The organism is Brevundimonas vesicularis (genome assembly GCF_014204545.1).
Lineage (GTDB): Bacteria > Pseudomonadota > Alphaproteobacteria > Caulobacterales > Caulobacteraceae > Brevundimonas > Brevundimonas vesicularis_B.
Genome location: NZ_JACHLJ010000001.1, coordinates 1,136,600 through 1,154,555 on the forward strand (window position 1 = coordinate 1,136,600; position 17,956 = coordinate 1,154,555).

The 17,956-nt window shown below is 66.8% G+C and carries 21 protein-coding genes; 11 read left to right on the forward strand and 10 right to left on the reverse strand.

Translation table 11 applies throughout. The features are described 5' to 3' along the window. Positions 1–92 precede the first annotated feature (92 nt). The gene (locus tag HNP47_RS05765; protein WP_184278689.1) at positions 93–1,715 is read left to right on the forward strand and encodes a response regulator; all 1,623 of its coding nucleotides are present in this window, start codon (positions 93–95) and stop codon (positions 1,713–1,715) included. Positions 1,716–1,718: 3 nt separating this feature from the next. On the opposite strand, the gene HNP47_RS05770 is transcribed toward HNP47_RS05765, so the two are convergent. Next, entirely contained in the window at positions 1,719–2,750 is a 1,032-nt protein-coding gene (locus tag HNP47_RS05770; protein ID WP_184278690.1) for a ligase-associated DNA damage response exonuclease, read from the reverse strand. An 85-nt stretch (positions 2,751–2,835) separates the two neighbouring features. On the opposite strand from HNP47_RS05770, the gene HNP47_RS05775 reads away from it, so the two are divergent. From HNP47_RS05775 to HNP47_RS05795, 5 genes are all read left to right on the forward strand, one after another. Beyond that, complete coding sequence (locus HNP47_RS05775; protein WP_184278691.1) at positions 2,836–3,297, forward strand: PaaI family thioesterase; 462 nt, start codon at positions 2,836–2,838, stop codon at positions 3,295–3,297. Further along, entirely contained in the window at positions 3,294–3,689 is a 396-nt protein-coding gene (locus HNP47_RS05780) for a PaaI family thioesterase (RefSeq protein WP_153923570.1), read from the forward strand. Before HNP47_RS05775 ends, HNP47_RS05780 begins: the two co-directional genes overlap by 4 nt. 176 nt (positions 3,690–3,865) lie before the next feature. After that, on the forward strand, positions 3,866–4,216 hold the full coding sequence (locus tag HNP47_RS05785) for a hypothetical protein (RefSeq protein WP_039246411.1): 351 nt from the start codon (positions 3,866–3,868) through the stop codon (positions 4,214–4,216). 91 nt (positions 4,217–4,307) lie between these two features. Continuing rightward, entirely contained in the window at positions 4,308–4,748 is a 441-nt protein-coding gene (locus HNP47_RS05790) for a hypothetical protein (RefSeq protein ID WP_184278692.1), read from the forward strand. Positions 4,749–4,790: 42 nt separating this feature from the next. Then, positions 4,791–5,426, forward strand: coding sequence for a helix-turn-helix transcriptional regulator (locus HNP47_RS05795; RefSeq protein ID WP_017504575.1), 636 nt, complete (start codon positions 4,791–4,793; stop codon positions 5,424–5,426). A 62-nt stretch (positions 5,427–5,488) separates the two neighbouring features. On the opposite strand, the gene HNP47_RS05800 is transcribed toward HNP47_RS05795, so the two are convergent. The 5 genes from HNP47_RS05800 to HNP47_RS05820 all read right to left on the reverse strand — a co-directional run bounded on the left by HNP47_RS05800 (position 5,489) and on the right by HNP47_RS05820 (position 9,204). Then, positions 5,489–5,962 carry an SH3 domain-containing protein gene (locus HNP47_RS05800; RefSeq protein WP_039246408.1) on the reverse strand — a complete coding sequence of 158 codons (474 nt, stop codon included), beginning with the start codon at positions 5,960–5,962 and terminating at the stop codon, positions 5,489–5,491. A 147-nt stretch (positions 5,963–6,109) separates the two neighbouring features. Then, the gene (locus HNP47_RS05805) at positions 6,110–7,789 is read right to left on the reverse strand and encodes a lysine--tRNA ligase (RefSeq protein ID WP_184278693.1); all 1,680 of its coding nucleotides are present in this window, start codon (positions 7,787–7,789) and stop codon (positions 6,110–6,112) included. A gap of 41 nt (positions 7,790–7,830) precedes the next feature. Then, entirely contained in the window at positions 7,831–8,175 is a 345-nt protein-coding gene (locus tag HNP47_RS05810; protein WP_184278694.1) for a RidA family protein, read from the reverse strand. 61 nt (positions 8,176–8,236) lie between these two features. After that, entirely contained in the window at positions 8,237–8,713 is a 477-nt protein-coding gene (locus tag HNP47_RS05815; protein ID WP_184278695.1) for a hypothetical protein, read from the reverse strand. Between the two features lie 41 nt (positions 8,714–8,754). After that, positions 8,755–9,204, reverse strand: coding sequence for an Lrp/AsnC family transcriptional regulator (locus HNP47_RS05820; protein WP_184278696.1), 450 nt, complete (start codon positions 9,202–9,204; stop codon positions 8,755–8,757). 135 nt (positions 9,205–9,339) lie between these two features. On the opposite strand from HNP47_RS05820, the gene HNP47_RS05825 reads away from it, so the two are divergent. Continuing rightward, the gene (locus HNP47_RS05825; protein WP_184278697.1) at positions 9,340–10,626 is read left to right on the forward strand and encodes a D-amino acid dehydrogenase; all 1,287 of its coding nucleotides are present in this window, start codon (positions 9,340–9,342) and stop codon (positions 10,624–10,626) included. A gap of 345 nt (positions 10,627–10,971) precedes the next feature. Further along, on the forward strand, positions 10,972–12,057 hold the full coding sequence (gene queA, locus HNP47_RS05830) for a tRNA preQ1(34) S-adenosylmethionine ribosyltransferase-isomerase QueA (RefSeq protein WP_184278698.1): 1,086 nt from the start codon (positions 10,972–10,974) through the stop codon (positions 12,055–12,057). Between the two features lie 180 nt (positions 12,058–12,237). On the opposite strand, the gene pdxH is transcribed toward queA, so the two are convergent. Further along, positions 12,238–12,912 carry a pyridoxamine 5'-phosphate oxidase gene (gene pdxH, locus HNP47_RS05835; RefSeq protein WP_184279118.1) on the reverse strand — a complete coding sequence of 225 codons (675 nt, stop codon included), beginning with the start codon at positions 12,910–12,912 and terminating at the stop codon, positions 12,238–12,240. Between the two features lie 110 nt (positions 12,913–13,022). Between pdxH and HNP47_RS05840 the strand changes: the two genes are divergently transcribed. Both HNP47_RS05840 and aroC read left to right on the forward strand, forming a co-directional pair. Beyond that, the gene (locus HNP47_RS05840) at positions 13,023–13,757 is read left to right on the forward strand and encodes a DnaJ C-terminal domain-containing protein (RefSeq protein WP_184278699.1); all 735 of its coding nucleotides are present in this window, start codon (positions 13,023–13,025) and stop codon (positions 13,755–13,757) included. 9 nt (positions 13,758–13,766) lie between these two features. Next, positions 13,767–14,852 (forward strand): chorismate synthase, encoded by a 1,086-nt coding sequence (gene aroC / locus HNP47_RS05845; RefSeq protein WP_184278700.1) that lies wholly within the window; start codon positions 13,767–13,769, stop codon positions 14,850–14,852. On the opposite strand, the gene HNP47_RS16315 is transcribed toward aroC, so the two are convergent. Continuing rightward, positions 14,853–14,981 (reverse strand): hypothetical protein, encoded by a 129-nt coding sequence (locus tag HNP47_RS16315; RefSeq protein ID WP_260394613.1) that lies wholly within the window; start codon positions 14,979–14,981, stop codon positions 14,853–14,855. Positions 14,982–15,079: 98 nt separating this feature from the next. On the opposite strand from HNP47_RS16315, the gene HNP47_RS05850 reads away from it, so the two are divergent. Next, positions 15,080–15,421, forward strand: a complete 342-nt coding sequence (locus HNP47_RS05850) for a VOC family protein (RefSeq protein ID WP_184278701.1) — start codon at positions 15,080–15,082, stop codon at positions 15,419–15,421. A 3-nt stretch (positions 15,422–15,424) separates the two neighbouring features. Here HNP47_RS05850 and HNP47_RS05855 read toward each other — a convergent pair whose 3' ends face one another. Both HNP47_RS05855 and HNP47_RS05860 read right to left on the reverse strand, forming a co-directional pair. Then, positions 15,425–16,219 carry a hypothetical protein gene (locus HNP47_RS05855; protein WP_184278702.1) on the reverse strand — a complete coding sequence of 265 codons (795 nt, stop codon included), beginning with the start codon at positions 16,217–16,219 and terminating at the stop codon, positions 15,425–15,427. 43 nt (positions 16,220–16,262) lie between these two features. Then, on the reverse strand, positions 16,263–17,954 hold the full coding sequence (locus HNP47_RS05860) for a HAMP domain-containing sensor histidine kinase (protein ID WP_184278703.1): 1,692 nt from the start codon (positions 17,952–17,954) through the stop codon (positions 16,263–16,265). Between the last annotated feature and the right edge of the window lie 2 nt (positions 17,955–17,956).

Consider the following 17,956-nt stretch of genomic DNA (forward strand, 5'->3'; position numbering starts at 1 on the left):
AAAAAGGCGGATTTGCGTCTTGGATGACGCCGCTTAACTAATCCGCAAGCGATTTGGGCTTTTACTCACAATGAGTAGGAGTTCCAGGCAGTATGCCGACCATCGAGACCCTTTCCGAGCGTCCAAAGCCGGTTGAGCCGACGACTCTCGGCTGCGAGGTTCTGGCGCGTTTTGAATGCGAGCCGGATACGCTGGTCATTCCCGTGGTCGATGGCGACCGCCCCGTCGGCCTGGTCGAACGCACAGCCTTCCTTCAGAAAATCGCCGCCCGTTTCGGCCACGCCCTTTACGACCTTCGCCCCATCACCTTCGCCATGGATGCCGAGCCGGCGGTGGTCGAGGCCGGCGTCCGGATCGACGCCTTTTGCGACATCATGCTGAAAGGCGGTCCGGCCGCCCTGCTGCGCGGCTTCGTCGTCACCAAGAACGGCGCCTATTGGGGCGTAGGCACCGCCGCCACCCTGTTGCAGGCCGTCAACACGCGTCAACGCGAACAGAACGCCGAACTGGCCGAACAGGCCGCGATCCTCAGCGACACCCGCGCCCAAGCCATCGCCGCCGCGCGCGCCAAGAGCCAGTTCCTGGCCATCATGAGTCATGAACTGCGCACGCCGATGAACGGCGTCCTGGCCGTCGCCGAACTGCTTCGCCGCCAGCCCTTGAATACGGCGGCTCAGGCGCACGTCCAGACCATCGTCGACTCGTCCGAAACCCTGCTGCGCATCCTCCAGGACGCGGTGGACCTGTCAAAGGCCGAGGCCGGCGAACTGGAGCTGAATACCGAACCGACCGCCCTGCGCGCCGTCATGGACGACATCCAGTCGATGTGGGAGCCACGGGCCTCTCAGGACGGCGTGACCCTGCTCGTCGGCTACGAAGGCGACACAGAACTGGCGGCCGTTATCGACGGCATGCGCCTGAAGCAGGTGTTCAACAACCTGATCGGCAATGCGCTGAAGTTCGCCCGCAACGGCGTGGTCGAGGCGGGCCTCAAGGCCTGGGTCGAAGGCGACCACATTCGTATGGAAGCCCGCATTCGCGACGACGGCCCGGGCGTCGAGCCGGAACGCGTCGATTCCATTTTCGAGCCCTTCGTCCACGGGTCCGGTCCCGACGGCGCCGGCCTGGGCCTGTCGATCTGTCGTCAGGTCATCGACCGGATGGACGGCCGGATCTGGGCCGAAAACAACAAGGGACGCGGCGCCACCTTTGCCTTCGACCTGACCGCGCCGCGCGCTGTGATCGAGGTGGAGGCGCAGTCCAATGTGTCGGATCTGTCGGGCCTCGACCTGAAATCCGCGCCACACATCCTGATCGTCGACGACAACGCCACGAACCGCGTCGTCGCCCAAGCGCTGTGCGAGATGTTCGGCTGCAGTTCCGAACTGGCCGAGGACGGCCTCGAGGCGCTGCAAGCTGTTCAGGAGAGCCGCTACGACCTGGTCCTGATGGACATCAAGATGCCGCGGATGGACGGGGTTCAGGCGACGCAGGCCATTCGCGCCCTGCCCGGCGCCGTCGGCCGCGTGCCGATCGTGGCTCTGACCGCGAATGCGGACCCCGAAGACGCCAAACACTATCTCTCGATCGGCATGGCCGCCGTCGTTGAAAAGCCCATCAAGCCCGAACGCCTGCGCATGGCGATGAACGCCGCCATCTCCGCCGCTCACGAAGACGCAAAAGAACAGGACCAATCCGGCCGCGCCGTCGCCTGATCCTCAGTCCGGACGAACGTCCAGCGCCTCTTCGTCCTCTTCGTCATAGCCGACCAGTCGGAGCGCCCTCGCCTTCTGGCCGTTGATCTCGGCCCAGCGCAGCAAACCCTCTTCACGGCCGTGAGTGATCCAGATTTCCTCCGGCTTGATCTCGGTGAAGGTCGCGGTCAGTTCGTTCCAGTCGGCATGATCCGACACGACCAACGGCAGTTCTACGCCGCGCTGGCGCGCCCGCGCCTTCACCCCCATCCAACCTGAAGCGAAGGCCGTGACCGGATCAGCGAACCGACGCGCCCATCGATCCTGGATGGCGGATGGCGGTGCGATGGCGACCTCGCCGCCCAGCGCATTCTTGGGCAGATCCCGGGTCGGCGCCAGCGGGCCCAGATCGACCCCTTCTCTTTCGTACAGGGCGTTCAGCCGCTCCAGCGCCCCGTGGACATAGATGGTGCGGTCCCATCCGGCCTCGCGCAGCAGACGGATGATCCGTTGCGCCTTGCCCAGCGCGTAGGCGCCGACTAGATGCGCGCGCTCGGGAAACTGTCCCAGCGACCGCACCAGCCGCCCGACTTCCTCCTCTGCCAGCGGATGGCTGAAGACCGGCAGGCCAAACGTCGCCTCCGAGATGAACACGTGGCAGGGCACAGGTTCGAACGGCGCACAGGTCGGATCGCGGCGGCGCTTATAGTCGCCGGACACGACCATGATCAGCCCCTTCCAGCGCACCTCGACCTGGGCCGAGCCCAGCACATGGCCGGCGGGCGCCAGTCTGAGATCGACGCCGTTGATCGCGGTCGCCTCGCCGTATTCCACCGATTGGGGTTGCAGCGTGAAATCCGCGCCATAGCGCTCAGCCATGATCGCCAGGGTCTGGCGTGTCGCGAGCACCGCCCCGTGACCGGCGCGCGCATGGTCGGCATGGCCGTGCGTGATGACGGCGCGATCCACCGGCCGAACCGGATCGATGTAGAAATCTCCCGGCGGACAGTAGAGGCCGGCGGGCGTGGGATGCAGCAGGTCTTCAGGGCGGATCATCTTACGGTAACGCTCTCGACGCCGTCGGGTCGCCGCCCCATAGAGGATGACCCCGAAAATCGGCGCAACAGGTTCAGTCCGCACGATGCACGAGAGTTTCCTGACCACCATCCTGCCGCAACTGGCCGCCGGCGCCGCCCACACCGGCGCCTTGGGCTTCACCTTCGACGGCCTGCACGATGGCCAGCCCCGCATTCGCGTGCCGTGGCGTGAGGATCTGGTCGGCGATCCCGACAGCGGCGTCTTCGCGGGCGGTCTGGTGACGACCTTGCTGGATCATATCGGCGGGCTGGCGGTGTGGACAGCGATGGACGCCTTCCAGCCCATCGCCACTCTGGATCTGCGCGTCGACTACATGCGCGCCGCAAGGCCGCGTCAGGACCTGCTGGCGCAAGGCCTATGCTTCCGGCTGACGCCCAGCATCGCGTTCGTGCGCGCCTGGGCTTTCGAGGACGACCCCGCCGATCCGGTTGCCGCGGCCCAGGCCGCCTATATCCTCAACCAGACCCGCGAGCGGACGCCCCATGCAAAAGGAGCGGCGGTATGACCGACATCCTGAACCGCATGCCCTACGCCCGCTTTCTTGGCCTTCAGACTTTGGTCAGCGGCGACGAAGTCACCGTCATCATGCCCTTCGACGACAAGCTGATCGGCAATCCGATGCTGCCCGCCCTGCACGGCGGGTCGACGGCCGCCCTTTTGGAAATGACGGCGATGGCTCAGGTGGCGCTCAGCTTCCCAGGCCCGCGACTGCCCCGCCCGATCAATGTCACGGTCGCCTACCTGCGCACCGGCAGACCGATCGACGTCTTCGCCCGCGCCCGGATCAGCCGCGCGGGTCGTCGCGTGGCCCATGTGCATGCAGAGGCCTGGCAGGAAGAACGTCAACAGCCGATTGCGTCCCTTACCGCACACTTCCTGCTGGACAACCAGGACTGATCACCGCGCCCTAGCGCGCTGATTCGCGCCGACTTCCTGCTCTCATTGGCTTTAAACGTCGTGCTTACGGCGGCGCTTCAACGCGCGATTGCCGATATGGTAAAGATTGCTCTACCAAACAGGGTTAAGACGTGATAACCATACGGTTCTTGTAAACCTGTCTTTGAGGGGCTTTCATGGACCGCACTGAAGTCGTCACCAGCGTTGCTGGCGATCTGCATGCTACCGAACTCGCGATCGACGCCGCGATCACCCAGGCGACCACGCTGGTTCAATCCTTCATCGGCGCTCGCGCCGCTCTGTCGCTGTCGCCGGTTTCCGGCACGATGTCGCAAGCCAAGGCCATGGAAACGATCGCCGCCCTCTCGGCTGCACGTGAATCCATCGTGGCCTGCCACGCCGAGCTGCAAAAAGATCACCGCCGCCTCGGCTTCGGCACCTACGCCGCCGGCCCGGTCGCCAAGCCCGACGATTGGCTGGACCCGAAATCGGCCCTGACGCCGACGCACCTGCATCGCGTCGCGTGAATTCTTGGTAAGCTTGGCTTACCGAGATTTCAGTTTGAACTGACTTCGGTCATTATCGCCCCCGTTCATTTCTGCGCGGGGGCGATTTGTCATGCTCAACATCGCTTATGCCATCGTCGGCGCCGTATTCATGGTCGGCATGGCTTTGTTCGCCTTTTTGAAGGGCAACTCGGCTGAACGGATCGGCGCGGGCGCCTATCTGTTCGCGTGGTTTGCTACCATTGTGATGCAGGAAAACAGCGGATTTCGCGGTGTGCCGCTTGGCATGTTCCTGGTCGATCTTGTCCTTCTGATCGTCTTCATAGGCATCAGCTGGCGTTATCGACAGTCGTGGCCCGTGTGGGCCAGCGGCCTGCAGCTGATCGCAGTAATGTCCCATGTCATGAGCCTGACCGGACAACGCGTGATGGTCGGATCGCTTTATACGGTCGTGAACATGATTGGTTATTTAATCATCGGCTGCATCATCATCGGCACATTCTATGCCTGGCAGGAGCGCCGCGCGGCGGCGTTGATAGGTAGAAATTCCTAGCGTCTGACCGTATGCTGGCGGCGAATCAGTCGTTGGAACACGATGCCGCTCTCTCATGCCAAGCTTTGGAAGGCTGTCGACGCCTTGGCGCGGCGTGAAGGGCTGACGCCGTCGGGCTTGGCGCGTCGGGCCGGTCTGGATGCCACGAGTTTCAATCCCTCAAAACGCTTCGGGCCCGGCGATCCACCGCGTCCACGCTGGCCCTCGACGGAGAGCATGACGCTGGTGCTGCAGGCGACGGGCCTGTCGCTGTCGGAGTTTGCGGTGTTGGCCGAAGACGCGCCCGAGGCGCCGACCAGCGTGCCCTTGCTGGGTCTCGCCAAGGCGGGGCAGGACGGTTTCTTCGACGACGCCGGCCTGCCGGTCGGCGAAGGGTGGGATCAGACCGACCTGCCGCGCGCCAAGGACACCCTGTTCAGCCTTCAGATCACCGGCGATTCGATGTCGCCCCTCTATCGCGAAGGCGACCGCGTCATCGTCGATCAGGAAGCGACACAGGTGCGACGCGGCGACCGCGTCGTCGCCCGCCTGACCAGCGGAGAAACCGTGGCCAAGGAGGTCACCAGCCTGACCAGCCGCGCCGTCACATTGGCCTCAATCAATCCCGATTACCCGCCAAGGGTCGTGCCCCGGCGTGAGATCGAATGGATGGCTCGCATCCTCTGGGTCAGCCAGTAACGCGCAGGAAAAAACCCCGCCCGGCGAACCGGACGGGGCTTTCGATTGAAGGCGAACTGAACTCAGTTGGCCGTGACGTAGTGGGCGTTCACCCAACCGCCGCCAGCGATCTGAACCCATTCACCTTGCGAACCGATGGCGGTGAAGGGCTGGCCGGCCGACAGCGTGCCGGCTTGGCGGTAGTTGGTGCCGGGGCCGCTGCGGATGCGCAGGTTCGACGACGCGCGATACTGGGCGCCGCTGGAGGCCGAAGCCGCACGGGCGCGTTGCTGGTTGCAGCCGATGTAGGAGCCGGCGGCGGCGCCGGCGCCGGCGCCGACGATTGTGCCGGCCGTACGCTCGTTGCGAGCAAGGTTCGAACCCACCACGCCGCCGACCACGGCGCCGATCAGAGCGCCCGCACGCTGGCGACCGCCCGGGGCGTCACAGTTGGTCACGCCGTTGGCCTGAGCCTGGGCGGACATCGGGGCGGCGGTCACCATGGCGGCCAAGGCGGCAGCTGTGGCCAAACCAGTCTTGAAAATCTTGTTCGACATAACTCTTCTCCTGTCAGCGCGTTTGCCGATGAGGGGAGAATGCACGGACGAACCTGAAGGCTCCCGGAGCTTCGCCGTTATTTTCTGTTCATGTTCGCTGCGGCTAGAGGCCCATGGCTACTTAACCCGAAGAGCGGGATGACGCGGTCAGGCCGCCAGCTCTCCGTGCGCGCCCGCTTCGATCAGGGCGATCGTTTGCGGCAGGCCGTAGATGGCGGCGAACGAACCGAAGCGTGGCCCCTGGCTGGCGCCCAGCAGCACCTCGTAGAGCGCGCCGAACCACGCCCGCAGCGGCTCGAACGCGTGGGCCTTGCCAACCGCATAGACCTCGTTCTGGATCAGTTCGCTGTCGGTGGTGTCGGCCGGCAGCGCCTTCAGCCGTTCGGCCAGGTCCAGCAGCGCCGCCTTCTCCTTGTCGTCCGGCAGGCGGTACGACTTCGAGGGCTTCACGAAGTCCTCGTAGTAGTTCAGCGCGTGGTCCATCAGCCGGTACAGCAGGGGCTCGTTCTGCGGCGTGGCGTCAGGCAGGTATTTGGCGAAATAGGCCCACAGCTGCTCTTTGGTCGAGGCGTTGGCCACGCCGACCAGGTTAAGCAGCAGGGCGAAGGACACCGGCGAGGTGTGGGTCGGCGGGTCGCCCGCATGGATCGACCAGACGGCGTTGTCGATCCGCTTGGCCGGCTCCTGGGTCTTGTAGCTTTCGATGAAGGCCAGATAGTCGTCGATGGCGCGCGGGATGACGTTGAAGTGCAGGCTCTTGGCCGACTTTGGCGACTGGAACATATACCACGACAGGCTCTCGGGCGTGCCGTAGCGTAGCCACTCGTCCATTGTCAGGCCGTTGCCCTTGGACTTGGAGATCTTCTTGCCCTCGATGTCGAGGAAGAGCTCGTAGTTGAAGCCTTCGGGCGGGGTGCCGCCCAGAGCGCGGCAGACCTTTGAGCTCTCGCGCACGCTCTCGATCAGGTCCTTGCCCGACATCTCGTAGTCGATGTCCAGCGCCACCCAGCGCATGGCCCAATCGGGCTTCCATTGCAGCTTCACATGGCCGCCCGTGACCGGCACCTCGGTTCTGTTGCCCGGCTCGCCGGCGGGGTCTTCGAAGGTGATCGTGCCCTTCTCGACGTTGCGCGCCAGGGTCGGCACCTGCAGCACATGGCCGGTGATCGGGCTGATGGGCAGGAAGGGCGAATAGGTGGCGCGGCGCTCCTCGCCCAGGGTCGGCAGCATGATGGCCTGGACCGCGTCGAACCGTTCCAAAAGCGTCAGCAGCGTCGCGTCGAACCGGCCCGACTTGTAAGTCTCGGTCGAGGACATGAACTCGTAATCGAAGCCGAAGCTGTCGAGGAAAGCGCGCAGGCGGGCGTTGTTGTGCGCGCCGAAGCTGTCGTGGGTGCCGAAGGGATCCCGCACTCGCGTCAGGGACAGATGCAGATCCTCGCGCAGCATCTCCGGATTCGGCACGCCTTCCGGCACCTTGCGCAGGCCGTCCATGTCGTCGGAGAAGGCGATCAGGCGCGTGGGCCAGTGGTCGCCCGTCAGGGCGCGAAAGGCGTTGCGCACCATGGTCGTGCGGGCGACCTCGCCGAAGGTGCCCATGTGCGGCAGGCCCGACGGGCCATAGCCGGTCTCCAGAATCACCGGGCGCTGCAAGGCGGGAAAGGCCGCAAGGGCTTCATCCGCCTTGCCGGCGTCGATCAGGGCGCGCGCTTCGGCTCGCTCGGTCTCGCCCAGCCGTTTCTTCAGAACATGGGCCAGCAGGTTGCGGGCTTGTTCGAAGGGCCAGGACTTGGCCTCGCGGGCGAGGGTTTCGAGGTTCTGAAGCATGGCGGCGGTTTGCAGTCTGCATCCCGCCCGGTCAACCGCGATCAGGCTTTGGCGGCGATTACGATGATCTCGACCTTGTAGTCGGGCGAGGCGAGCCGGCTTTCGCCCGTGGCGCGGGCCGGCGGGTTGGCGGTGTCGACCCACGCGTCCCAGACGCCGTTCATCGCATCGAAGTCACCGATATCCGCCAGCCAGATCTGGGCCATCAGGATCTTGGACTTGTCGCTGCCGGCCTCGGTCAGCAGGGCCTCGATCTCGGCCAGCGCCGTTCCGGTCTGCGTCGCCACATCGTCGCCGGGTTCGCCGACCTGGCCCGACAGATAGATGGTGTCGCCGTGGACGACGGCCTCGCTCATGCGGGCGCCGGGCTGGATGCGGGTGATCATGGGCGGGGATCCTTCGAAAACGTCTCTCACCTATCGCCGCCGTGGCCCGGCTGTCGAGCGGCTAGCGGCGGTTGAACCGCGAGACCGTCAAGCCGACGACCAGGGCGCCGGCGCCGACGATCAAGGCGTCCTCGATCAGCCCGCTCTTGGTCTGACCGATGCGAGCCATGGCCTTCTTGCGACCCGAGAGGGTCAGATAGGCCAGCGGCACGGCCGTGCCGACCGCCAGGCCGGCGCCCAGCTTCTCCCTGCCACGCGGGGCCAGGGCGGCGCCGGCGATGCCCGCGCTCATGACCCGCGCCAATAGGCCGAGAATGACGGTGCGGTCGGGCGCGGTCTTCATCTTGTCGCCCAACAGTTCGCCGACGCCCATGGCCAGGGCGCCAAACTTGAACAGCGGCCGGTTCAGCAGGAAGACGCGGCCGGGCAAGGGCTTGTGCGCCAGTTCGGCGGCGGCGAGGGCCGCCATCGGGGTCATGGAACGGGCGCTGGCGACGGCGCCGATGAGGGCGGACGGGAGGAGGTCGAGGGCTTTCATGCCGCCACAACACCCGACCGGGCCGGAAGGTTCAGCCCGTTTCAGCCGCGCGCCGCCAGGACGTTGCGGATCGCCAGGCTGGAGTGGATGCGCGACACGCCCGGCAGGCGCGACAGGACGTCCTTGTGGATCACCTCATAGGCGGCGATGTCGGGCGCGACGGCGCGGACGATGTAGTCGGCCTCGCCCGCCATCAGATAGCAGTCGCGGATTTCCGGGTGGTTGCGGACGGCCGCCTCGAACCGGCGCATGTGATCGTCGGTCTGCTTCTCCAGCGTGATCTCGACATAGGCGACGACGCCGTCGTCGCTGTCGTTGGCCAGGACGGCGGCATAGCCCCGGATCACCCCGCGCTCTTCCAGCCGCCGCACCCGCCGCAGGCAGGCGGAAGGCGACAGACCGACGGCGTTGGCCAGGTCCGCGTTGCTGATGCGCCCGTCGGCGCGAAGCCGTTGAAGGAGGCGTTGGTCGAGGGGATCAAGCAGGGACACAAGTTTCCGCCATTCAGCCGCAGATCATTGCGCCACACCTCTATCAGCGACCGATCGTTGCGCAAACAGGCAGGATCGTCGATCCATGCGGCGCTAGCTTGCAGCGAATAACAACAGTGGGCTTGGGAACGTCACATGCGGGTTCTGGTGCTTGGGTCGGGCGTCATCGGCGTCACCACCGCCTGGTATCTCAGCCAGGCCGGGCATGAGGTCACGGTCGTCGATCGGCAGGCCGGTCCGGCGCTGGAGACCAGCTTCGCCAACGCCGCGCAGATTTCGCCGGGCTATTCCGCGCCCTGGGCCGCGCCGTCGATCCCGGTCAAGGCGATGAAGTGGCTGCTGATGCGCCATGCGCCGCTGATCGTGCGGCCGCGTCTGGACATGGCCATGGTGCGCTGGACCTTCGCCATGCTGCGCAACTGCACCCATGACCGCTATGCGCTGAACAAGAGCCGGATGGTGCGTCTGGCCGAATACAGCCGCGACCAGATCGACCTGCTGCGCCGCGAGACCGGCATCACCTATGACGGTCGCCAGCAGGGCACGCTGCAGCTGTTCCGCACCGAAAAACAGCTGGCCGACGTGCACAAGGACGTCGATGTGCTGAAGGCCGCCGGCGTGCCGTGCGAGGTTCTGGACCGCGCGGGCTGTATCGCGGCCGAGCCGGGCCTGGCCGCCTCCGACGTCGATTTCGTCGGGGGCCTTCGTCTGCCGCATGACGAGACCGGCGACTGCTTCCTGTTCACCAACGCCCTGGCGAAGCTGGCGGCGGAGCGCGGCGTGGTTTTCCACACCGGGACCGAGATCCAGTCGATCACCATGACGGACGGTCGCGCGACCGGCGCAATGACCAGCAAGGGCGCTATGACGGCCGATCTGGTGATCCTGGCGCTCGGCTCCTATTCACCGATGATGGCCAAGCCGCTGGGTCTGGATCTGCCGGTCTATCCGGTGAAGGGCTATTCGATCACGGCGAAGATCGTGAAGGAAGACCGGGCGCCCGTCTCCACCGTCATGGATGAGAGCTACAAGGTGGCGATCACGCGCCTGGGCGACCGCATCCGCGTGGGCGGCATGGCTGAACTGTCGGGATACAACAACACCCTGCCCGCCCTGCGTCGCGAGACCCTGGTCCATTCGGTGGGCAGCCTGTTCCCCGGCGGCGGCGACCTGGCGGGCGCCAGCTATTGGTCGGGCCTGCGTCCGATGACGCCGGACGGCACGCCGGTGATCGGCGCGACCAAGGTTTCGGGGCTTTACCTGAACACCGGCCACGGCACCCTGGGCTGGACCATGGCCTGTGGCTCCGCGCGGGTTCTGGCCGACATGGTCGACGGCAAGGCGCCCGAGATCGAGACCCGCGACCTGTCGCTGAACCGCTATGGCGCCTGGGCCGGGGCGTTCGCGCCGGGCTACACCTGAGATCAGACGTCGACGGGGAATTTTACCGTCTAAAGAGTCTAATTCGTCTAATCGCGCGGCGGTGAGGCCTTGGGCCGCGGACGGGAATTCACCGTCTAAAGTGTCTAATTCGTCCAATCTGGCGGCACCATCCTGGTGAGGCGCAGGCGGGATTTCGCCATGCCTTCCGGCTGAACTTACACTGTCAAAGATCCACGGCCAGTCTAGCACGCGGCCGGGGCGCGGTCGGTTAGACGCCGTTCGGGCGCGAAAACCCGTTGTGAATCAGACAGCGGCCCGCCGACGATGCGCTGGCAGTACGCCGCGACGTGGCGCGGCGCGTCGGAGCCCCCTATAGAGCGCGCGATGAAGACCGCCGATTTCGATTTCGACCTGCCCGAAGACCGGATTGCGTTGCGACCGGCCGATCCGCGCGATTCCGCACGGCTGTTAGTGGTGAAAGGCGGCGCGCTGGAAGACCGGATCATTCGCGATCTGCCGGACTTCCTGCAGCCGGGCGACGCCCTGGTGTTCAACGATACGCGGGTCATTCCCGCCCGTCTGTCGGGCGTGCGTCAGCGGATCGGGGCCGAGGGCGAAACCCTGACGGTCGAGGTGGAGGCGACGCTGCACCACCGCGACGCGCCCGACGTCTGGTCCGCCTTCATGAAGCCCGGCAAGCGGATCAAGCCGGGTGATCGGGTTCGGTTCGGAACCGCGAGCGACGCCGCCTGCGACCTGGGGCGACTGGACGCCACGGTGACGGCCAAGGGAGAAGGCGGCCTGATCACCCTGACCTTCGACCTGGCGGGACCGGCGCTGGACGATGCGATCCGCGATGTCGGGGTCATGCCCTTGCCGCCCTATATCGCGGCAAAACGGCCCGAGGACGACCGCGACCGGTCGGACTATCAGACCGTCTTCGCCGAGCATGACGGGTCGGTCGCGGCGCCGACGGCGGGGCTGCACTTCACCCCGGCCCTGCTGGACGCCATCCGCGCCAAGGGCGTCTCGACCCATGCGGTGACGCTGCACGTCGGGGCCGGCACCTTCCTGCCGGTCAAGGCCGACGACCTGGCCGACCACAAGATGCACAGCGAGTGGGGCGAGGTGTCGCCTGAAACCGCCGCCGCCCTGAACGCCGTCCACGCGAAGGGCGGGCGCATCGTCTGCGTCGGCACCACCTCCCTGCGGTTGCTGGAAAGCGCCACGGCCGAGGATGGCGAGATCAAACCCTTCCACGGCGACACGGCCATCTTCATCACGCCCGGCTATCGGTTCCGGGCGGTCGATGTACTGATGACCAACTTTCATCTGCCGAAGTCGACGCTGTTCATGTTGGTCAGCGCCTTTACCGGCACGGCGACGATGAAGGCGGCCTATGCCCATGCGGTCGCCGACGGCTATCGCTTCTATTCCTACGGCGACGGGTCGCTGCTGTTCAGAGCGTAAAAAGCCGTAAAGCTCTACAGTCCGTCATTCCGGGGCTGAGCGCAGCGAAGAACCCGGAACCCAGGCCCACACCCCCGCCGCCGACCGCATTTCAACGCCGGATGCGAGCCCCCTGGGTTCCGGGTTCGCCCTTCGGGCGCCCCGGAATGACGGCTGTGGGACGAATATCGATAATCCCGGTCAGGGCCAGAGGCGGCCCGAGCGCCAGGCCTCGCCGTCGTGGTCGAAACGCAGTCGGTCATGCAGGCGGAACGGGCGATCGCGCCAAAACTCGACCGAGCGCGGAACGACGCGCCAGCCGGTCCAGTGGGACGGGCGCGGGACCTCCTGACCATCGAAGCGCGCGGTTTCGCGGCCCACGGCCTCTTCCAGCACCGTGCGATCCGACAGGGGGCGGGACTGGTCCGAGGCCCAGGCGCCGATGCGGCTTTCGCGCGCGCGGCTGGCGAAATAGGCGTCGGCCTCGGCCGGCGTGACCGGCTCGACCGCGCCGCGAACCCGCACCTGACGGCGCAGGGATTTCCAGTGGAAGGTCAGGGCGGCGGCCGCGCAACCGGCCAGTTCGACGCCCTTGGCGCTCTCGCTGTTCGAATAGAAGGTGAAGCCGCGCGCATCGACGTCCTTCAGCAGGACGATCCGCGCATCGGGCAGGCCGTCGGCGTCGACGGTCGACAGGGTCATGGCGTTCGGATCGTTCGGTTCGTGCGCGCGCGCATCGGCCAGCCATTCGACGAACAGGCCGATCGGTTCGGGCCGGTCGAAGATGGTCTCGTCGCCATTGGCGGCCAGGGCGGCGGCATAGTCGCGGGCGTATTCCTCACGCGACGGGCTGGGCGGGATCACGGATGCGGTCATGCGAGTGATGTAGTCGGTGCAGGCGCGGCTGGAAATGATCGAGGTCAAAAACGGGCGTCTCGCCGTCAGGGTTAACCGCCCATTGACCCTGATGGACGAACGGTGACGATATGAGCGCGCATCGTCAGCTGTCTGATGTCTCCAGCGTCCGCGAGGCCCTGTCGATCCTGGGCCTGGGCGGCGATGTCGATGCGTCGACGCTGAAGGCCGCCTTCCGCACGGCGGTGAAGGCGGCGCGGCCGGATCAGGCGGGCGGCGACGCCGAGCGGTTCCGGCGCGTGATCGCGGCCTATCGGCTGATCCAGGCGCATCAGCCCCCTCGCCCCGCCCTGTCCGCGCCCGCCGCGCGGCCCGCGCTGACGCCGGTTCTGGTCCTGTCGCCGATGCAGGCCCTGGCCGGGGGTCACGTCGAGGTGCGGCTGGGCGCGCGCACCGTGCGGGTCACGGCGCCCAGGGGCCTGCGCAGCGGCGATCATCTGCGGCTGAGACGCGGGGCGGCGGACGGGAGCGACCTCTATCTGTCGGTGTTGATCCGGCCCGAGGACGGGCTGTCTGTCGTCGGCGACGACCTGTTTATGACCTGGGCCGTCGAGCGTCGCCTGATGGCCGACGGGGGGCGGGTTGAAATCGAAACCCCTGTCGGCACGCGCTCGGCCTGGATCACCGCCGACATGGCCGCGCCGGTGCGGGTGCGGTTGAAGGACCTGGGCCTGCCCGCGCGCGGATCGCGGCCGGCGGGGCATCTGTTCGTGACGCTGGAGCCGTCGTCGGATGTTCCCTCGGCGGCGGAGGACCTGCTGGTGCGGTTCACGCGGGTCTGGACGCAGGAGCGTCTGGCGGCCTAAGTCGGGGCCATGTCGCACAACACCTTCGGCCATCTGTTTCGCGTGACCACCTGGGGCGAGAGCCACGGGCCGGCGATCGGCTGCGTCGTTGACGGATGCCCGCCGATGATCCCGCTGACCGAGGCGGATCTTCAGCCTTGGCTGGACCAGCGGAAGCCGGGCGGCAGCCGCTTCGTGACCCAACGCAAGGAAAGCGACACGGCGCGCATACTGTCGGGCGTGTTCGACGACGGCGACGGACCGGTGACGACGGGCACGCCGATCTCGGTCCTGATCGAGAACGAGGACCAGCGCTCCAAGGACTATGGCGAGATCGCCCGCGCCTATCGGCCGGGGCACGCCGACTATGCCTATCAGGCTAAATACGGGGTGCGCGATCATCGGGGCGGCGGTCGATCCTCGGCGCGCGAGACGGCCAGCCGCGTGGCGGCCGGGGCCGTGGCGCGCAAGGTGCTGGGCGACGGGATCAGGATCCGCGCCGGCGTGGTCCAGATCGGCCCGCACCGGATCGCGCCAGATCGGATCGACTTCGACGCCGTCCACAGCAATCCGCTGTTCGCCGCCTCGGCCGAAGTCGTGGGCGACTGGGAAGCCTATCTGGACGGCATCCGCAAGGCGGGATCGTCGGTCGGGGCGGTCGTCGCGCTGGAGGTCACGGGCGTTCCAGCGGGCTGGGGCGCGCCCTTGTACGGCAAGCTGGACGGCGAGTTGGCCGCAGCCCTGATGTCGATCAATGCGGCCAAGGGGGTCGAGATCGGTGCGGGCTTCGAGGCCGCCGAACTGACCGGGGAACAGAACGCCGACGAGATGCGGCTGGACCTCAACAAGCAGCCGGTCTTCCTGTCGAACAAGGCGGGCGGCGTGCTGGGTGGAATTTCGACGGGCCAGCCGGTGACGGCGCGGGTGGCGTTCAAGCCGACCTCCTCCATCCTGACCCTGCGCCAGACGATCACCCGCGACGGCGAAGAGACGGACCTGCGCACCAAGGGTCGTCACGACCCGTGCGTCGCCCTGCGCGCCGTGCCAGTGGTCGAGGCGATGGCCGCCTGCGCGCTGGCCGACGCCTATCTGAGGCACCGCGCCCAGGTCGGCTGATCAGGGTCTGGGTCGGCCCGGCCGCGGGTCTGCGCGATCGGTGTCGAGCCTCTGCGGCGGCTCGACCGGACGCGTCTCGCACTGCATCAGGGCCATCAGGGCCGACAGGCCTGTCGTCATCACGATCATCGCTCGATTCCTGCAACTGCGAACCGTTTGCAGGTTTGCGCATGTCGAGGGCGCGTGCAAGACAGGGGAACGGTGGCGCCCAACTCAGGAGATCAACCGTGCGTGAAGACGGAAAGCTGGATTACCTCGAACTCCCCGCCGCCAACCTGCCCGCGACCAAGCAATTCTACAGCCAGGCGTTTGGCTGGAACTTCGTGGATTACGGCCCGACCTATGCCGCCTTCGATCAGGGTCTGGACGGCGGGTTCGACGCCGATCAGACCGATCAGACCAAGGCACCCCTGCCCATCCTGTACGCCCATGACCTGGAAGCCATGCTGGCCAAGGTCGAGGCGGCCGGCGGCCGGATCTTGAAACCGATCTACAGCTTCCCCGGCGGTCGCCGCTTCCACTTCGCCGATCCGGCCGGCACCGAAATGGCGGTGTGGTCCGAGGGCTGAGCCCTATTTGACGTCGATGGACTGGCCGATGCGTTCGGCCAAATCCCGGTCCGCGCCCTCGACGCTGGCGATCCAGACGTGGATTTCCTTGGGGTCCGTGGCGCGCTGGAACAGATGCTCCATCGCCAGACGGCGGCTGCCTTCGGTGACGACGACCGAGGCGCGGCCGCCGGCGCGGACCGTCTCGCCGTCATAGATCGGAAACTGCGACGACGGGCCGGCGTAGATCATCAGCAGGGTCTGGTCGCCGCGCTGAACGCGATAGATGTTGGCGTTCGCGCCGGCGCGCGCCGGGGTGATCGTCAGGCCGGCGGGCAGTTGGATGCTGAACGGCAGAGCGGCGATAGCGGCGGCGTTCAAGGCCGCCGGGGCGGGTGCAGCGGCCGGCGCAGTTGCGGCAGGCGCGGTCGTTGTCGGTTGAGGCGTGGTCGCCTGAGGCGTCGTTGTGGTCGGGGCTGGGGTCTGCGGACGTGTCGCGGTCGCCGGGCGCGTCGTGGCCGACGGGCTTTGGCCGATGGGCGGCTGGGCCTGGGTCGTGCGCGGCGCGGATGACGTGGCGGGCGCCGGACGCGGCGATGCTGCGGGGGTCTGGCCGATCGGAGGCAAGGCCTGGGTCGTCGCCCGGGCCGGGGCCTGGGTCTGGGCCTGGGTCGGCGCTACGGCGGAGGCGGCGGGCGGGGTCGCGGAAGGCGGGGCGCTGTTCAGGTCGCGCGTCAAGTTGGAACCGGCGCGCTGCGGCGGGGGCGTCGTCGCCTGTCCGGAAATCATGAGGGCGGCGGCAAGGGCGATCATGGGCATGGCCGGACCATCGCGCGGCCGGGGCGCGACCGCAAGCGCGACCTCACGCCTTGGGCAAAGCGACCCAGAAGGTGGCGCCCTCGCCCGGCGCCGAGATCACGCCGATCGAGCCGCCCTGCAACTCGACCAATCGCTTGGCCAGGGCCAGGCCGACGCCGTGCCCCTCGACCGTCGAACGCTCAAGGCCCAGGCGGTTGAAGGGCTCGAACAGCTGCGCCTGCTTTTGAAGCGACAGACCGGGGCCGAAATCGCTGACCTCGATGCGGACGCAGTCATCCTGACGAAGCGCACGCAGAACGGCACGGCCGCCGGAACCGCCGTATTTCAGCGCATTGCTGGTCAGGTTGGTGATGATCTGGGCCAGACGCTGAGAGTCCGCGACCGCGATCAAACCATCACCCTCGCACACCACCTCGACGGCGACCCGGTCGGCGTCGGGCCACAGCAGGCACGTGCGGCGCACGTCTTCCAGCAGCCCTGGAATGTCGGTCGGCCGCAGATCGACCCGGACGGCCCCGGATTCGGCGCGGGCCACGTCCAGCAGATCATGGGCCAGGGTTTCGACCTGACGCGCGGTCTTGACCAGCATGTCGGACATTTCGGCCTGCTGGGCCGAGACTGGCCCCAGGTGGCCCTGCCGCCACAGATCGCCAATGCCGATGATGCCGGCGACGGGGCTCTTGATCTCGTGAGCGACATTGGCAAGCAGGCGGGACTTGGCCTCCGAGGCCTTTTCGGCGCGTTCGCGACCGACGCGCGCGCGCTCCGCCAGAAGATCGCGCTCTTCCAGCAACGAGGCCACCAGCAGGACGGGCATATAGCCGATCAGCACCAGCATTTGGCCCATCAACACCTGTTGGGTCAGGTCACCCTTGCTGTAAGGACCATTCCCCATCATGGCGCCGCCGACCAAAAGGATGGTCAAGACGACCAAGGTGAAGGCCGCGCCAGCGACGCCGAGCCGGACCGCGATGGCCAGAAGAAGCGGCAGCAGGACGAAGCCCATCGGCACGTCGCCCGTGAAGGCGACAAAGTAGAAGACGGGGACAAGGCCGATCAGAACGACGGCCTCGATCAGCTTTCTCGGCTTCAGCAGACGCGCGAACATCGCAGGCGTCAGCGACATGCCTAACGAACCCAGTACAGCGATGCCCAAGGCGTGACCCAGCCACCAGGTCTGGAACCCCTGCCAAACGATGTCGGACTGGCCCACCAGCGACAGGATCACGGTGCTGCAAAGGGCGGCGGGTAGCGGCGCTAGAACGGCCGCAAAAAACAGGAAACTCACCGCCCCGTTCAGGCTGGACAGGTTCAGCGTGGGCGAGAAACGGCGCGCCAGCAGCACGGCGCTAATGATCTCGACCATATTGGCGATCGTGAAGGCTAGCGCCAGCGGGGGTTTGTTGCCGGCGATGATCTCGCCGATCAGGATACTGACGGTTAGGACGCCGGCGAAGGTGAGGTCGCTGGTGCGGCCACGGCTGGTGCGCAGCCAGACGGCGACGGCGACGCCGCTGGCGCCCCACAGGCCCGCCACCAGTCCGGCCGAACGGGCATAGGCGATGGCGATTGCGACCAGGATGGCCACCGCCACACCTGTCAGCACGGGGATAAGAGGATTGGGCCCGTCGGAACTCTCTGCGTCGACCGGGCTGGGGCGATGGCCAGCCGCCAGCGCGCCCTTGACGGACGCGCTGCGGGGATCGTCGATATTGAGCGCGCGGCCCAGGATCATGG

What these genes read in the sequence shown, in the direction of transcription:
- HNP47_RS05765 (WP_184278689.1), top strand. Translation starts at nt 93, where the DNA reads ATGCCGACCATCGAGACCCTTTCCGAGCGTCCAAAGCCGGTTGAGCCG.
- HNP47_RS05770 (WP_184278690.1), bottom strand. Translation starts at nt 2,750, where the DNA reads ATGATCCGCCCTGAAGACCTGCTGCATCCCACGCCCGCCGGCCTCTAC.
- HNP47_RS05775 (WP_184278691.1), top strand. Translation starts at nt 2,836, where the DNA reads ATGCACGAGAGTTTCCTGACCACCATCCTGCCGCAACTGGCCGCCGGC.
- HNP47_RS05780 (WP_153923570.1), top strand. Translation starts at nt 3,294, where the DNA reads ATGACCGACATCCTGAACCGCATGCCCTACGCCCGCTTTCTTGGCCTT.
- HNP47_RS05785 (WP_039246411.1), top strand. Translation starts at nt 3,866, where the DNA reads ATGGACCGCACTGAAGTCGTCACCAGCGTTGCTGGCGATCTGCATGCT.
- HNP47_RS05790 (WP_184278692.1), top strand. Translation starts at nt 4,308, where the DNA reads ATGCTCAACATCGCTTATGCCATCGTCGGCGCCGTATTCATGGTCGGC.
- HNP47_RS05795 (WP_017504575.1), top strand. Translation starts at nt 4,791, where the DNA reads ATGCCGCTCTCTCATGCCAAGCTTTGGAAGGCTGTCGACGCCTTGGCG.
- HNP47_RS05800 (WP_039246408.1), bottom strand. Translation starts at nt 5,962, where the DNA reads ATGTCGAACAAGATTTTCAAGACTGGTTTGGCCACAGCTGCCGCCTTG.
- HNP47_RS05805 (WP_184278693.1), bottom strand. Translation starts at nt 7,789, where the DNA reads ATGCTTCAGAACCTCGAAACCCTCGCCCGCGAGGCCAAGTCCTGGCCC.
- HNP47_RS05810 (WP_184278694.1), bottom strand. Translation starts at nt 8,175, where the DNA reads ATGATCACCCGCATCCAGCCCGGCGCCCGCATGAGCGAGGCCGTCGTC.
- HNP47_RS05815 (WP_184278695.1), bottom strand. Translation starts at nt 8,713, where the DNA reads ATGAAAGCCCTCGACCTCCTCCCGTCCGCCCTCATCGGCGCCGTCGCC.
- HNP47_RS05825 (WP_184278697.1), top strand. Translation starts at nt 9,340, where the DNA reads ATGCGGGTTCTGGTGCTTGGGTCGGGCGTCATCGGCGTCACCACCGCC.
- queA (WP_184278698.1), top strand. Translation starts at nt 10,972, where the DNA reads ATGAAGACCGCCGATTTCGATTTCGACCTGCCCGAAGACCGGATTGCG.
- pdxH (WP_184279118.1), bottom strand. Translation starts at nt 12,912, where the DNA reads ATGACCGCATCCGTGATCCCGCCCAGCCCGTCGCGTGAGGAATACGCC.
- HNP47_RS05840 (WP_184278699.1), top strand. Translation starts at nt 13,023, where the DNA reads ATGAGCGCGCATCGTCAGCTGTCTGATGTCTCCAGCGTCCGCGAGGCC.
- aroC (WP_184278700.1), top strand. Translation starts at nt 13,767, where the DNA reads ATGTCGCACAACACCTTCGGCCATCTGTTTCGCGTGACCACCTGGGGC.
- HNP47_RS16315 (WP_260394613.1), bottom strand. Translation starts at nt 14,981, where the DNA reads ATGATCGTGATGACGACAGGCCTGTCGGCCCTGATGGCCCTGATGCAG.
- HNP47_RS05855 (WP_184278702.1), bottom strand. Translation starts at nt 16,219, where the DNA reads ATGCCCATGATCGCCCTTGCCGCCGCCCTCATGATTTCCGGACAGGCG.
- HNP47_RS05860 (WP_184278703.1), bottom strand. Translation starts at nt 17,954, where the DNA reads ATGATCCTGGGCCGCGCGCTCAATATCGACGATCCCCGCAGCGCGTCC.